11 protein-coding genes are annotated in these 14,246 nt (G+C 66.8%); all 11 read left to right on the top strand.

Translation table 11 applies throughout. The features are described from left to right. The first annotated feature begins 118 nt into the window (after positions 1–118). A complete protein-coding gene (gene putA / locus AAFL97_RS06030) occupies positions 119–3,847 on the top strand; it encodes a trifunctional transcriptional regulator/proline dehydrogenase/L-glutamate gamma-semialdehyde dehydrogenase (RefSeq protein WP_341644150.1) in 3,729 nt (1,242 codons plus the stop codon). A 55-nt stretch (positions 3,848–3,902) separates the two neighbouring features. Beyond that, positions 3,903–5,243: a Glu/Leu/Phe/Val family dehydrogenase gene (locus AAFL97_RS06025; protein ID WP_341644149.1), complete on the top strand. Its 1,341-nt coding sequence runs from the start codon at positions 3,903–3,905 to the stop codon at positions 5,241–5,243. Between the two features lie 543 nt (positions 5,244–5,786). Next, entirely contained in the window at positions 5,787–6,593 is an 807-nt protein-coding gene (locus tag AAFL97_RS06020; protein ID WP_341644148.1) for a sel1 repeat family protein, read from the top strand. A gap of 135 nt (positions 6,594–6,728) precedes the next feature. Beyond that, positions 6,729–7,196, top strand: a complete 468-nt coding sequence (locus tag AAFL97_RS06015; protein WP_341644147.1) for a CoA-binding protein — start codon at positions 6,729–6,731, stop codon at positions 7,194–7,196. A 14-nt stretch (positions 7,197–7,210) separates the two neighbouring features. Beyond that, positions 7,211–8,491 (top strand): O-acetylhomoserine aminocarboxypropyltransferase/cysteine synthase family protein, encoded by a 1,281-nt coding sequence (locus AAFL97_RS06010; RefSeq protein ID WP_341644146.1) that lies wholly within the window; start codon positions 7,211–7,213, stop codon positions 8,489–8,491. A gap of 427 nt (positions 8,492–8,918) precedes the next feature. Continuing rightward, positions 8,919–11,273 carry a hydrogen gas-evolving membrane-bound hydrogenase subunit E gene (gene mbhE, locus AAFL97_RS06005; RefSeq protein WP_341644145.1) on the top strand — a complete coding sequence of 785 codons (2,355 nt, stop codon included), beginning with the start codon at positions 8,919–8,921 and terminating at the stop codon, positions 11,271–11,273. Next, positions 11,270–11,683 carry an MnhB domain-containing protein gene (locus AAFL97_RS06000; protein ID WP_341644144.1) on the top strand — a complete coding sequence of 138 codons (414 nt, stop codon included), beginning with the start codon at positions 11,270–11,272 and terminating at the stop codon, positions 11,681–11,683. The genes mbhE and AAFL97_RS06000 overlap by 4 nt, the downstream gene beginning before the upstream one ends. Continuing rightward, positions 11,683–12,093 (top strand): sodium:proton antiporter, encoded by a 411-nt coding sequence (locus tag AAFL97_RS05995; RefSeq protein WP_341644143.1) that lies wholly within the window; start codon positions 11,683–11,685, stop codon positions 12,091–12,093. The genes AAFL97_RS06000 and AAFL97_RS05995 overlap by 1 nt, the downstream gene beginning before the upstream one ends. Continuing rightward, positions 12,090–13,613, top strand: coding sequence for a proton-conducting transporter transmembrane domain-containing protein (locus AAFL97_RS05990; RefSeq protein ID WP_341644142.1), 1,524 nt, complete (start codon positions 12,090–12,092; stop codon positions 13,611–13,613). The genes AAFL97_RS05995 and AAFL97_RS05990 overlap by 4 nt, the downstream gene beginning before the upstream one ends. After that, positions 13,610–13,951, top strand: coding sequence for a Na+/H+ antiporter subunit E (locus tag AAFL97_RS05985; RefSeq protein ID WP_341644141.1), 342 nt, complete (start codon positions 13,610–13,612; stop codon positions 13,949–13,951). Before AAFL97_RS05990 ends, AAFL97_RS05985 begins: the two co-directional genes overlap by 4 nt. Beyond that, entirely contained in the window at positions 13,948–14,244 is a 297-nt protein-coding gene (locus tag AAFL97_RS05980) for a monovalent cation/H+ antiporter complex subunit F (protein ID WP_341644140.1), read from the top strand. The genes AAFL97_RS05985 and AAFL97_RS05980 overlap by 4 nt, the downstream gene beginning before the upstream one ends. Positions 14,245–14,246 lie beyond the last annotated feature (2 nt).

Genomic DNA, 14,246 nt, shown 5'->3' with positions numbered 1-14,246 from the left:
CCGGCCTGCCGGGAGCGCCACATCACGGCGGCGGAAGCATCGGGGCCAGCTCTCCCCGCTGCCGAAACCCGCCGATAGCCACATTGAACATCACTTCGCCTTGAATCGAGGTTTCGCCATGCAAGCCAACCCATCAATCGCCAGCGCCGCCCCCTTTACCGACATCACCCCGCATCTCGACCCTTCCCCGCTGCGCGCTGCCATCACCGCAGCCTGGCGAACCCCTGAAACGACCGCCGTGCCGTGGCTGCTGGAGCAGGCCCGCCTGCCGCCGGCACTGGCCAAGCGCAGCCACGATCTGGCGCTGCGCATCGCCGGCGCGCTGCGCAGCCGCAAGGCCAGCGGCGGCAAGTCCGGCCTGGTGCAGGGGCTGCTGCAGGAATTCTCGCTGTCCTCGCAGGAAGGCATCGCACTGATGTGCCTGGCCGAGGCGCTGCTGCGCATCCCCGACGTCGGCACCCGCGACGCGCTGATCCGCGACAAGATCAGCCACGGCAACTGGAAGGGCCATGTCGGCCAGAGCCCGTCGATGTTCGTCAATGCCGCCGCCTGGGGGCTGATGCTGACCGGCAAGCTGGTCGCCACGCACAGCGAGAGCGGCATGTCCAACGCGCTCGGCCGACTGATCGCGCGCGGCGGCGAGCCGCTGATCCGCAAGGGCGTGGACATGGCGATGCGGATGATGGGCGAACAGTTCGTCACCGGCGAGACCATGGCCGAAGCACTGGCCCATGCCCAGGCGCTCGAAGCCAAGGGCTTCCGCTATTCCTACGACATGCTGGGCGAAGCCGCACTGACGGCAGAAGACGCCAAGCGCTACCTGAACGACTACGAGCAGGCCATCCACGCCATCGGCAAGGCCTCGAACGGCCGCGGCGTCTACGACGGCCCGGGCATCTCGATCAAGCTGTCGGCGCTGCATCCCCGCTACGCCCGCGCGCAGGTGGAGCGCGTGATGGCCGAGCTGTATCCGGTGGTGCTGAAGCTGGCGCTGCTGGCGCGGCAGTACGACATCGGCCTGAACATCGACGCCGAGGAAACCGACCGCCTGGAGCTGTCCCTCGATCTGCTCGAAAAGCTCTGCCACGAACCCGGCCTGCAAGGCTGGAAAGGCATCGGCTTCGTCATCCAGGCCTACCAGAAGCGCTGCCCCTACGTCATCGACTGGCTGATCGAGCTCGCCCGCCGCAGCGGCCACCGGCTGATGATCCGCCTGGTCAAGGGCGCCTACTGGGACAGCGAGATCAAGCGCGCCCAGGAAGCGGGCATGGAGGACTACCCGGTCTATACCCGCAAGCCCTACACCGACGTGTCCTACATCGCCTGCGCGCGCAAGCTGCTGGCTGCGCCCGATGCAATCTATCCCCAGTTCGCCACCCACAACGCACAGACGCTGGCTGCCGTTTATGAACTGGCCGAGCCGACGACGTACCAGCCGGGACAGTACGAATTCCAGTGCCTGCACGGCATGGGCGAACCGCTCTACGAGCAGGTCGTCGGCCCGGTGGCCGAAGGCAAGCTCGGCCGGCCGTGCCGCATCTATGCGCCGGTCGGCACGCACGAGACGCTGCTCGCCTACCTGGTGCGCCGCCTGCTGGAGAACGGCGCCAACACCTCCTTCGTCAACCAGATTTCCGACGACGGCATCCCGCTGGAAAACCTGGTGAAGAACCCGATCGAGCAGGTCGAGGCGATGGCCACGCAGGAAGGCACGCCGGGCCTGCCGCACCCGGGCATCGCGGCACCGCGCAAGCTCTACGGCGCCGCACGCGCCAACTCCGCCGGCCTGGACCTCGCCAACGACCAGGTGCTGCTGAAACTGGCCCGGACCCTGCAGGCCACGGCTGCCGGCAGCCTGCGCGCCGAACCACTGATTGCCGCCGATACGGCCTCCGGGGACGCTCCGGTCGAGCCCGTGATCAACCCCTCCTGCCATGCCGATCAGGTCGGCACGGTGCGTGAAGCCGGTGCCGCGGAAGTCGAAGCCGCCTTGCAGAGCGCACTCGAAGAGGCACCGCGCTGGGCCCAGGTGCCCGCAGTCGAACGCGCCGCCGCGCTGCAGCGCGCCGCCGACCTGATGGAAGCGCAGTTGCAGCCGCTGATGGGCGTGCTGGTGCGCGAAGCGGGCAAGACCTACGCCAACGCGATTGCCGAAGTCCGCGAGGCGGTGGACTTCCTGCGCTACTACTCGGCCCAGGTGCAGGCCCGGTTCGACAACGCGACGCACCGGCCGCTCGGCCCGGTGGTGTGCATCAGCCCGTGGAACTTCCCGCTGGCGATCTTCACCGGCCAGGTCGCCGCCGCACTCGCCGCAGGCAACACCGTGCTGGCCAAGCCGGCCGAGCAGACGCCGCTGGTGGCGGCGCGCGCGGTGCAGTTGCTGCACGAGGCCGGCATTCCGCGCGCCGCGCTGCAACTGCTGCCCGGCCGCGGCGAGACCGTGGGCGCCCAGTTGACCGGCGATACCCGCGTGCAGGGCGTGATGTTCACCGGCTCGACCGAAGTCGCGCGGCTGCTGCAGCGCACGCTGTCCCAGCGCCTGTCGCCCGACGGCCAGCCGATTCCGCTGATCGCCGAGACCGGCGGCCAGAACGCGATGATCGTGGACTCCTCGGCGCTGACCGAGCAGGTCGTCGTCGACGTGCTCTCCTCCGCCTTCGACAGCGCCGGCCAGCGCTGCTCGGCCTTGCGCGTGCTGTGCGTGCAGGAAGAAGCCGCCGAGCGGCTGCTGACCATGCTCAAGGGCGCGATGGCCGAACTGCGCCTGGGCAACCCCGAACAGCTGTTCAACGACATCGGCCCGGTCATCGATGCCGAAGCGCAGCAAGGCATCCAGCGCCACATCGAGGGTTTGCGGGCCAAGGGACGTGCAGTGCACCAGCTGTGCCAGCGCGATGCCAGCGCCGACGAAGGCACCTTCATCCCGCCGACGCTGATCGAACTGCCCGACCTGGCCGATCTCACCCGCGAAGTGTTCGGGCCGGTGCTGCACGTGGTGCGCTACCGCCGCGAAGACCTGCCGAAGCTGCTGAACCGGCTCAACGGCCTGGGCTACGGTCTGACCATGGGCCTGCACACCCGCATCGACGAAACCATCGCCCAGGTCACGGCGACGGCCCACGTCGGCAACCTCTACGTCAATCGCAACATCGTCGGCGCCGTGGTCGGCGTCCAGCCTTTCGGCGGCGAAGGCCTGTCGGGCACCGGCCCCAAGGCGGGCGGCCCGCTCTACCTCTACCGGCTGCTGTCGGCGCGGCCCGATTCGGCCCTGGCCGCGCCCTTCGGCACGGTCTCGACGATCCAGCCCACCGCGGACACGCCGGCACTGAAGGAACTGGCGGCATGGTGCCGCAGCCAGAACCTGCCCGTCGCAACCCCCATGCCCTTCTTCAGCAGCGCGCAGTACGAACTGCCCGGCCCCACCGGCGAGCGCAACGTCTACCGCGTGCTGCCGCGCGAGGCCGTGCTGTGCCTGGCCGGCGACGAGGCCGGGCTGCTGGCGCAGCTGGCCGCGGTGCTGGCTGTCGGCAGCCGCGCAGTCTGGCTCGGGGACAATGCCGCGGCCGCGGCCCTGCATCGCCGCCTGCCGCCCAGCGTGCAGCAGCACGTCGTGCTGGCGGCTACGTTCGCCGCGGCCGAGTTCGATGCGGTGCTGCACCACGGCGGCGAGGCGGAGCTGCGCCGTGTGCTGGCCGACCTGGCCGCGCGCCCCGGGCAGATCGTCGGCGTCACCACCTGCCTGCCCGGCGACAGTACGATAGCGCTGGAGCGGCTCGTCATCGAACGCGTGACCAGCATCAACACCGCTGCAGCCGGTGGTAACGCATCGTTGATGACGATGCAGTGATTTTGCTGCACCCGACCTGCTCGAGGTCTCCCAATCAAAGGAGGAGGATCAAGACATGACCCAGTCAGCAACGCCCGACCATTCGCCCCACGCCGGCAAGCGCATCGCGCCGAAGCACGCCACGCATGCCCTGCCGTCGTATCTCGACCCCGAGCATCTCGGCCCATGGGGGATCTACCTGCAGCAGGTCGATCGCGTCACGCCCTATCTCGGCCATCTGGCCAAGTGGGTGGAGACGCTGAAGCGGCCCAAGCGCTCGCTGATCGTCGACATCCCGATCGAGCTGGACAACGGCACCATCGCCCATTTCGAAGGCTACCGTGTCCAGCACAACCTCTCGCGCGGTCCCGGCAAGGGCGGCGTGCGCTTCCACCAGGACGTGACCCTGTCCGAAGTGATGGCGCTGTCGGCATGGATGTCGATCAAGAATGCGGCGGTCAACGTCCCCTACGGCGGCGCCAAGGGCGGCATCCGCATCGATCCGCGCCAGTACTCGCAGAACGAGCTGGAGAAGGTGGCGCGCCGCTACACCAGCGAGATCGGCCTGATCATCGGGCCGACCAAGGACATCCCGGCGCCGGACGTGAACACCAACGAGAAGGTCATGGCCTGGATGATGGACACCTACTCGATGAATACCGGCGCCACCGCCACCGGCGTGGTCACCGGCAAGCCGATCGACCTGGGCGGCTCGCTGGGCCGGCGCGAGGCGACCGGGCGCGGCGTGTTCACGGTGGGCGTGGAAGCGGCCAAGCTGACCGGCCTCTCCATCGAAGGCGCGCGCGTGGCGGTGCAGGGCTTCGGCAATGTCGGCGGCATCGCCGGCAAGCTGTTCGCCGAGGCGGGCGCCAAGGTCGTCGCGGTGCAGGATCACACCGGCACGGTTTACCGCGATACCGGCCTGGACGTGGATGCGCTGCTGGCGCACGTGCAGCAGACCGGCGGCGTGAAGGACTTCGGCGAGGCCGACGCGATGGCCGACGACGAGTTCTGGGCGGTCGATTGCGACATCCTGATTCCGGCCGCGCTCGAAGGCCAGATCAACAAGGACACCGCGCCCCGCATCCGCGCCAAGATGGTGATCGAAGGCGCCAACGGTCCGACCACGCCGACCGCCGACGACATCCTGCGCGACCGCGGCGTGCTGGTGCTGCCCGACGTGATCGCCAACGCCGGCGGCGTGACGGTGAGCTACTTCGAATGGGTGCAGGATTTCTCCAGCTTCTTCTGGACCGAGGAAGAGATCAACCAGCGCCTGGTCAAGATCATGCAGGACGCCTTCCACGGCGTCTGGGAAGTCGCCCAGCATCACAAGGTCACGCTGCGCACCGCCACCTTCATCGTCGCCTGCTCGCGCATCCTGCAGGCGCGCGAACTGCGCGGGCTGTATCCGTGATCGCTTCCCCGCGCGTGTAGGCGCAGAGGCCGCACGCCGCAGGTTCTCCGCCGTCTCGTGCAATCGAGGCGGCGGGACGAAACCCGGGCATGATGCCGTCTTCGGCATCATGCCCGGCACGCAATCGATCGGCGCCGGAACCGGACGGCGATCGCGTCGCGTGATCCAGGCCCCGGAGAAGGCTTCCCTGGCTCCATGCGGCAGGGCCACCGCCAGCAGCCGCCATCCCCGGTTCGACTGCCCATGAGCACCCGGCCGCCGCCTTTCGCCCCCACAAAGACAGCATATCCGCGGCGCAGCAGACCGATGGGGCCTTTCCGTCCGCCCCGCCGGCCAATGCATCTGGCAAACATATCCCCGTGATCTTGTTGTCATTCATGGTTTTAGCGGTGTTGAAATCTGCCCGCCATTGCCCGAGAATCGCCGCCGCAGTTCGCGTTTCATGCGTCCGGTTCGTGCGTGTGCCCATGTTGTACTGCGTTCCTGTGCCCGGGCGCCTTGTCCGAGCGCACTGCACAACCTGTCATCCCGAAAGGCCTCTTCATGGACGTAAGCGCCAGCATCTCCTGCCCCAAATGTGCATCGACACGCTGCCGCGTGTCGCGCTGGCGTTCGCATACGGAGAAAGTCGAGAACCCGGACAAGCGCCCCTATCGCTGCGAAGCCTGCTCGCACCGCTTCATCGCCGCGGCGGGTGCCGCGACGAAAAGAAGCCGGACGGGCAAACCCTTGCTGACCATCGGCGCCGCAGCCGTCGTTGCCGGCGCGGTGGGCAGCATCGTCCTGTTGTGGCCCGATGCGGAATACGACGAAGCCGCCATCAGCTCCCCGCAGGCGGCAATCGCCGTCAACTCCACGATCGAAGAAGCCGCGCGCAACGGTGACGTCGAGGCACAGTTCCGCCTGGGCCGCGCGGCCCTGCTCGATACTTCGCGCGGCAAGGAAGGCGCCGCCGAAGCGGTCACCTGGCTGCGGCAGGCGGCCACCGGCGGCCACGCCGGCGCTATGCTGCAGCTGGGCAAGCTCTACCGCAGCGGCGTGGGCATGCCGCAGAACTACGAATACGCCGAGAAGTGGATCCGCAGCGCCGCCGAGGCGGGCGACAGCGACGCCATGGTCGAACTCGGCCGCCTCTACCGCAGCGGACTCGGCGTCAGCGTGGACCAGGTTCAGGCCTACGTCTGGTTCAACCGCGCCGCCGCCGCGATGAACATGGACGGCGTCTATGAACGCGACAACATCGCGCTGAAACTGAGCCCGGACGAAATGAAATCCGCCCAGGCCCTGTCGCTGGCCGACGAGGAAGACCACGCCCCCCCGACCCCGGGCAAGCTTGCCAGCGACGACTGAGCGGCCCCGGCGAATTCGACCCACCACCCCTGCAGCCATCCCCGGCACACCGGGATGCGCCTCCGGGGGCCATCGGCAATCGTCGCCGCACTCGGTATCATGCGTCCCGAACCGTGACGACGAGACCGAACGAGCATGAGCGACATCCAGACCCTGCGCCGGGTTCTCCACGAATCCCGCACCATCGCCGTCGTCGGCCTGTCGGCCGACTGGTTCCGGCCGTCGTACTTCGCCGCCAAGTACATGCAGGCGCACGGCTACCGGATCATTCCGGTCAATCCGAAATACCCCGAAATCCTCGGCGAGAAGAGCTACCCCGACCTCGCCTCGATCCCGGACAAGGTCGACATCGTCGATGTGTTCCGCAAGCCCGCCGATGCGGTGGCCGTGGCCGAACAGGCGATCGCCATCGGCGCCCGCACGCTGTGGCTGCAGATCGGCGTCATCAACGAGGAAGCCAGGCGCAAGGCCGAGGCAGCCGGCCTCACGGTGATCATGGACCGCTGCGTCAAGATCGAATACGCCCGCCTCTTCGGCGGCCTCAACTGGTTCGGCGTCAACACCAAGGTGATTTCCGCCCGCCGCCCCCGCTGGCTTCCCTGAGCAGGATTGCGAACATGGCAGACCATCAATACGGCTTCGACACCCTGTGCCTGCACGCCGGCCAGATTCCCGACGCGGCCACCGGCAGCCGCGCCGTCCCCATCTACCAGACCACTTCCTACGTCTTCGACAGCCCCGAGGAGGCCGCCAGCCTCTTCAACCTGCAGACCTTCGGCAACGTCTATTCGCGCATCTCCAACCCCACCGTGGCGGTGTTCGAGGAGCGCATCGCCGCGCTGGAAGCAGGCCGCGCCGCGGTCGCCACCGGCAGCGGCATGGCCGCGCAGATGATCGCGCTGCTGAACATCTGCGAAGCCGGCGACCAGATCGTCGCCGCGCGCACGCTGTACGGCGGCACCCACACCCAGCTCGATGTCAATTTCCGCAAGCTCGGCATCGACACCGTGTTCGTCGATCCCGACGAGCCGGAGAACTTCGCCCGCGCGATCACGCCGAAGACCAAGGCCATTTATGCCGAAACCCTGGGCAACCCCTCGCTCAACGTGCTCGACATCGAGGCGGTGGCGAAGATCGCCAACGACGCCGGCCTGCCGCTGTTCATCGACAACACCTTCGCCAGCCCCTACTTGTGCCGGCCCTTCGAATGGGGCGCGGCGATCAGCGTGCATTCGGCGACCAAGTTCCTCGGCGGCCACGGCACGACGATGGGCGGCGTGATCGTCGAATCGGGCAGGTTCCCGTGGGACAACGGCAAGTTCCCGGGCATGACCGAGCCCTCGCCGGGCTACCACGGCGTGCGCTTCTTCGAGACCTTCGGCGACTTCGGCTTCACGATGAAGTGCCGCATGGAAGGCATGCGCACCTTCGGCCCGGTGCTCTCGCCCTTTGCCGCCTTCCAGCTTCTGCAGGGCGTCGAAACCCTGCCGCTGCGCATGGACCGCCACTGCGCCAACGCGCTGGCGGTGGCCCGCCACCTGGAGTCCCACCCCAAGGTCGCCTGGGTCAATTACCCCGGCCTGGAAAGCAGCCGCTATCACGCGCTGGCGCAGAAATACCTGCCGCGCGGCGCCGGCGCGGTGCTGAGCTTCGGCATCGAGGGCGGCGCCGCGGCCGGGCAGAAGTTCATCGACTCGGTCGAATTCCTGTCCCATCTCGCCAACATCGGCGACGCCAAGACCCTGGTCATCCACCCCGCCTCCACCACCCACCGCCAGCTTTCAGAGGCACAGCAGGTCGCCGCCGGCGTGCCGCCCGACCTGATCCGGCTGTCGGTCGGGCTAGAAACCCTGGACGACATCCTGTGGGACATCGACCAGGCCCTGAGCAAGACCTAGACGGAACTTCAAGCAGCACCGGGCGCAGCATGATGGATGTGCGCTCGGGTTTTCCCGCCTGTCGGGCATTGCGCAGCTTATGTAGTCTTGGGCCGGGTGTCCGCGCCGCGGCGTATTCGCGGTCGGGCAGGGTTTCGTGATGGTCGGGCCGCCTCACGGCGTGCATCCGTGGATTTTCCATGAACCGACGCCCCACACACCTGGCCCAGTCGCTGGCGCTGCCGCAAGCCGCCCGCACCGTCATCGCCCGGCCCTCCCCCGCCGTGGCCCGCCGCGCCTGTCGCCCGCCGGATGGGTTTCCCCCGGCATTGGCCCGCCGCTCCATCGCACAGCGCCTGCGCACCCGCTTCGCCGAAACTGACGTGGGACATCGTCGAGCACGACGCACGTTCCTTCCTGCCTGCCCGTTCGCCAAGAGAGGTCATTCATGACATTGACCATCGTCCTGTCGGCTGCCTGGTGCGGAACGCTTGTCGGATGGCGCCTTGCATTGCTGCCGGGGCAACTCGGCCGATATCTGCCCGCAGCCTTGCCGCTGGGGCTTTTCGCCGCATTCGCACAGTACGCCCCGGCCCTTGCCGCGGGGCATGTCGTGCAGCATGCATGGCCATGGGTGCCTTCGCTCGACGTCGAGCTGGCCTTGCGTCTCGACGGCTTTGCCCTGTTGTTTGCGCTGCTGATCACCGGCATCGGCACGCTCGTGACGCTGTACGCCACGGCCTATCTGTCCGGCGCGGCCCGCCACGATCGCGCCCGCTTCGTCTTCCTGATCCTGGCCTTCATGTCGTCCATGCTGGGTACGGTGCTGTCCGACAACCTCATCGTCATGTTCGTGTTCTGGGAGGCCACCAGCCTGCTGTCCTTCCTGCTCATCGGCTTCGACGCCACGAAAGCGGATGCGCGCAAGGCGGCATTGCAGTCCTTGCTGGTGACCGGGGCCGGCGGACTGGCGCTGTTCGGCGGCATCCTGTTGATCGGCATGGAGCTGGGGAGCTTCTCTCTCGCAGAGATCACCGCACGGCCGGAAGCGCTGCTCGCCAGCACCTGGCTCGTCCCCGCCGTCATCCTGATCATGCTGGGCGCTTTCACGAAATCCGCCCAGTTCCCGTTCCACTTCTGGCTGCCGCAGGCGATGGCCGCGCCGACACCGGCCTCGGCCTATCTGCACTCGGCAACGATGGTCAAGCTGGGCGTCTATCTGCTGGCGCGTTTCGACAGCGCGCTGGAGGAGCTCTGGTGGTACGGCGACACGCTGGTCGTCGTCGGCCTGGCAACCATGCTGGCAGCGGCGATCCATGCCGTTCGCGCCACCGGCTACAAGGCGGTGCTGGCTCAATCCACGGTCGCATCGCTGGGCATCCTGGTCATGCTGATCGGCCTGGACGGCCCCGTTTCCGCCATGGCCGTCTGCGCCTTCATCCTTGCCCATGCGCTCTACAAGGCGGCGCTGTTCTTCTGCGCCGGTACGGTCATCCACGCCACCCACGTCAGCGAACTGCGCAAACTGGGCGGACTGGCCCGCTTCCTGCCCTTCACTGCCCTGGCCGCTGCGCTGGCCAGCCTCTCCATGGCCGGGCTGCCGCCGTTCATCGGCTTCATTTCCAAGGAATACCTGTTCGAAGCGCAGTTGAACAGCAATTGGAATGCCGTCCCCGTCGTGATCGCGGTCGCGGTCAATGGCGTCATGGTCGCGGTGGCGGTAGCGGTGTCGCTCAGGCCCTTCTTCCTGTCCGGGAACAGACCGGAATCCATTGCCCACGGCGAGACGCCGGGACTGTTGATCGGCCCCTTGGTGCTGGGCGTGATGGGCCTCGCGGCCGGGCTGGCACCCGGCTTTTTCTCCCGCTACCTCATCACGCCCGCCGCTGCGGCCGTCCTTGGCGCGCCTGTCCAGCTACCCTTCTCGCTGTGGCATGGCTTCACCCCCATGCTGGCGCTCAGCATCGGGGTCGTCGCCACGGGAGCGCTGCTGGCGTGGAAATGGGATGCGCTGCATCACGCCCTGGAACGAATCCGAGCGCTGTCCCGGATCGATGCGAATCATGTTTACCAGTCGGTGGTGAACGGCATACTCGGCACGGCGCGCGCCTGTACGGCGCAGCTGCAGAACGGCGATAGCCGACGGTACATGCTGCTTACCTGCCTCGCGCTGCTGGGCACGACGATCTGGTCGGTCTTCAGGCCTGGCCAGCTCCATCAGCTAGCGCTTGGCGGCAGCATCCTGATCCTGCCCACCACCTTGCTGTTCTTCGGCTTCGTCGGCGCAGCCGTTGCCGCCCGCGCACAGGCATTGCTGCCCGGCCTGGTGGGCGTCGGCGTGATCGGCTACGGCTCCGCACTGATCTTCCTGCTGCACGGCGCGCCCGATCTTGCACTCACCCAGTTCGCCGTCGAAACGCTCGTGCTGGTCGTCCTGATGGCCATCATGGTGAAGCTCCCCGACAGCGCCGGGGCCACTCGCAGCGGCAGGGAAAAACGGGTGGACGCAGCAGTGGCCGCCACTTTCGGCCTGCTGGTCTTCATCGCGCTGGCCAGCATGCTGTCGCTGCCTTTCGACAGCCGTCTGTCGGATTACTTCGGTGCCACGAGCTACCACGAGGCACACGGCAGAAACGTGGTCAACGTCATCATCGTCGACTACCGCGCACTCGACACCATGGGTGAAATCGCCGTCGTCGGCTTTGCCACGCTGGGCGTGTGGTCTTTGCTGCGCCGCCGCAGATCCCGCCTGCAACACCCCGAGGTGAACGTGCCGTCCGCAGCCAAGGGAGAGCCCCGATGAAATCGCTGATCTTCTCCACCACCGCAAGGCTGCTGTTCTGGGGGATGCTGGTGACGTCGCTGCTCATCCTGTGGCGGGGCCACAACGAACCGGGCGGCGGCTTCGTCGGCGGCCTGGTTGCCGCGATGGCGATCGGGCTGATCGCGCTGTCCGAAGGCGTCGCCAAAGCACGCAGCATCCTGCGCATCCATCCCGTGGTGCTGGCCGGACTCGGCATCTTCTTCGCGGTACTCAGCGGGGTTCCAGGAATGCTCGCGGGTCATGGCTTCCTGACCCATCAATGGATCGTCTTCGGCAACGGCTTCGAGCTGGGCACCACGCTGCTTTTCGACATCGGCGTGTACTGCACCGTCATGGGCGGCATGCTCTGCATGGTGCTGCGCCTGTATGAAGAAGAGGGAGATGCGTGATGAATCTGATCTACGCCGCCGGTATTGCTTCCATCATGGCCGTGGGGCTGTATCTGCTGCTTTCCAGGCATGTCGTCCGCATGATCTACGGCATCATGCTGATCTCGGCCACCGTGAATCTGGTGATTTTCCTCGCCGGGCGGATCGGCACCGATCTGCCTCCGGTGATGATGGGCCATGAAACGACACTCGCTGCCGATGCCGCCAACCCGCTGCCGCAGGCATTGGTACTGACCGCCATCGTCATCGGCTTCTCGCTGGTTTCCTTCGTCGCCGTCCTGGCGCTCAGGATCCACCGCGATGCAGGCACGCTGGACAGCCGCCGGTTGAACGATGCCGACAGGCTCGGCAGCGCCTCAGACCCGGCCGGATCCCGCGAAGCACCCGGCGCGCGACAGGTGAAACCATGATCCGGATGCTCGAGACCCACATCGTGCTCTGGCCGGTATTGCTGCCTCTGGCCGGCTCGGCACTGTGCATGGCGCTCTGGCGCTGCGCGAAGGCACAGCGCCTGGTGCATCTGACGGCGCTGGTGCTGATGCTGCTCGCTTCGCTGCTTCTGCTTCGCAGAGTTGCGGCAGAAGGCGCGCTGGCCTTGACCTTCGGCGGCTGGGAAGCACCGTTCGGCATCAGTTTCGTCGCCGATCGGCTGGGTGCCGCGATGGTCATGGTCACGGGCACTCTGGCCCTTGCCGTGGCCGTATTCAGCCTTGCCGCCACGCACCGGCGCCATGTCCACAACGGCGTCTACCCGCTGATGCTGGGCCTGCTGGCCTCGGTCAACGGCGCTTTCCTGACCGGCGACATCTTCAACCTCTACGTCTGGTTCGAAATCATGCTGATCACCGCGATGGGCTTGCTGGTGATCGACAAGACCCGCGCGCAGCTCGACGGCGCGATGAAATATGCCGCGCTCAACCTGCTGAGCACGCTGCTGTTCCTGCTTGCCATCGCCATTCTCTACGGCGTCACCGGGACACTGAACATGGCGGACCTGGCCCAGGTCCTGCCCGCAGCGGAAAACAGCACCGCGCTGGCAGTATCCGCCGCGTTCTTCCTGATCGGCTTCGGCATCAAGGCCGGCTACTTTCCGATGTTCTTCTGGCTGCCGGCCTCGTATCACACGATATCCATCGCCATCCTGGCGATCTTTGCCGGCCTGCTGACGAAGGTCGGCGTTTACGCCTGCCTGCGGGTTTTCTCCCTGTTGTTCACCAACGGCGACGATCTGCGCGAGATCATTGCCGTGATGGCGGCCGGCACGATGCTGTTCGGCGTATTCGGCGCGGCAGTGCAATGGGACGTGCGCCGGATCCTGTCGTTTCACATCATCAGCCAGATCGGCTACATCATGCTGGGCCTGGCGCTGGGAACCGCTGCGGCAATGGCGGGCGCCATCTTCTATATCGTCCATCACATCATCGTCAAGGCCAACCTGTTCCTGATCGCGGGCGCCATGCACCGGACCACCGGCACCTACGACCTGCGGCGGTCCGGCGGCCTGATGCGCAGCCAGCCGTGGCTGGCCTTCCTGTTTGCCGTGCCCGCGCTGTCGCTTGCCGGCATTCCGCCGCTCTCGGGCTTCTGGGCGAAGTTCATGGTCATCGACGCCTCTTTCAAGGCCGGAGCGGCCTGGCTGGCAGCGGTGGGCCTGTTCGTCGGCCTGCTGACGGTCTTTTCGATGAGCAAGATCTGGATCGAGGCATTCTGGAAGAACCCGCCCATTTCGCGGAAGCGTGAATACCGCATGCCGCTGCCGATGTCGCTCGGCATCGCTGCGCTGAGCTCGATCACGATCTGGCTGGGCCTGCAGCCGGAAGCATTGATCGAGTTTTCGCGGGCCGCGGCCGACTCTCTGCTGAACCCCGAGCAGTACATCTCGGCCACGTTCAGCATCGCCCGATTCGCCGGCCCGGGAGCCCTGCCATGAAAACCTCGTTCGCTCGGCGCGCCATGGCGTGCGTCAGATTGTGCGTGTTCTTCCTGCGGGGGCTGGTGCTGTCTTCGTGCGCGGTGGCCCGTGCCGCTTTTGCCTCCAGGCAGGCGTATTGCCCTGCCGTCATTGCCGTTCCTCTGCGCGTCCGAACCAACATGGGGATTGCCACGCTTGCCAACCTGATCTCGCTGACACCCGGTACCACCTCGCTGCATGTCAGCGACGACCGGTCCACCCTGTACGTGCATTGCCTGGACGCGGCCAGCGATGAAGAGGTGATCGACGACATTCGCACCGCTTTCGAGGACGCCATCGTGGAGATCGAAGGATGATGGAGACCCTGCTGCAACTCGATCAGTTTTTCACCGCCGCTGCCCGGGCCTTGCTCGCCCTGCTCGTCATCCCCCTGGGCATGACCCTGGTCCGCATGATCCACGGCCCCACTCAAGCCGACCGCTTCGTTGCGCTGGACATGCTGACCGGCCTGGCGGTCAGCGCCGCAGCACTCACCATGGCCGCAACGGCCAGGCGGGAGTTCCTGGACGTCGGCATGGGTCTGGCGGTCTTCGGCTTCATGGGGACCTGCGCGCTTGCGGCTTTTCTCGAACGCAGGGGCCGGCGATGAGC

Origin of the sequence: Thauera sp. SDU_THAU2 (assembly GCF_038260575.1) — a bacterium.
Taxonomy (GTDB): domain Bacteria; phylum Pseudomonadota; class Gammaproteobacteria; order Burkholderiales; family Rhodocyclaceae; genus Thauera.
The sequence above is the reverse complement of the archived record's forward strand: the minus strand, read 5'-3'. Positions and strand labels throughout refer to the sequence as shown.

Coding starts and splice junctions, on each gene's coding strand:
- AAFL97_RS06010 (WP_341644146.1), top strand. CDS start 7,211: ATGGCAGACCATCAATACGGCTTCGACACCCTGTGCCTGCACGCCGGC.
- AAFL97_RS05990 (WP_341644142.1), top strand. CDS start 12,090: ATGATCCGGATGCTCGAGACCCACATCGTGCTCTGGCCGGTATTGCTG.
- AAFL97_RS05985 (WP_341644141.1), top strand. CDS start 13,610: ATGAAAACCTCGTTCGCTCGGCGCGCCATGGCGTGCGTCAGATTGTGC.
- AAFL97_RS06025 (WP_341644149.1), top strand. CDS start 3,903: ATGACCCAGTCAGCAACGCCCGACCATTCGCCCCACGCCGGCAAGCGC.
- AAFL97_RS05980 (WP_341644140.1), top strand. CDS start 13,948: ATGATGGAGACCCTGCTGCAACTCGATCAGTTTTTCACCGCCGCTGCC.
- mbhE (WP_341644145.1), top strand. CDS start 8,919: ATGACATTGACCATCGTCCTGTCGGCTGCCTGGTGCGGAACGCTTGTC.
- putA (WP_341644150.1), top strand. CDS start 119: ATGCAAGCCAACCCATCAATCGCCAGCGCCGCCCCCTTTACCGACATC.
- AAFL97_RS06015 (WP_341644147.1), top strand. CDS start 6,729: ATGAGCGACATCCAGACCCTGCGCCGGGTTCTCCACGAATCCCGCACC.
- AAFL97_RS05995 (WP_341644143.1), top strand. CDS start 11,683: ATGAATCTGATCTACGCCGCCGGTATTGCTTCCATCATGGCCGTGGGG.
- AAFL97_RS06000 (WP_341644144.1), top strand. CDS start 11,270: ATGAAATCGCTGATCTTCTCCACCACCGCAAGGCTGCTGTTCTGGGGG.
- AAFL97_RS06020 (WP_341644148.1), top strand. CDS start 5,787: ATGGACGTAAGCGCCAGCATCTCCTGCCCCAAATGTGCATCGACACGC.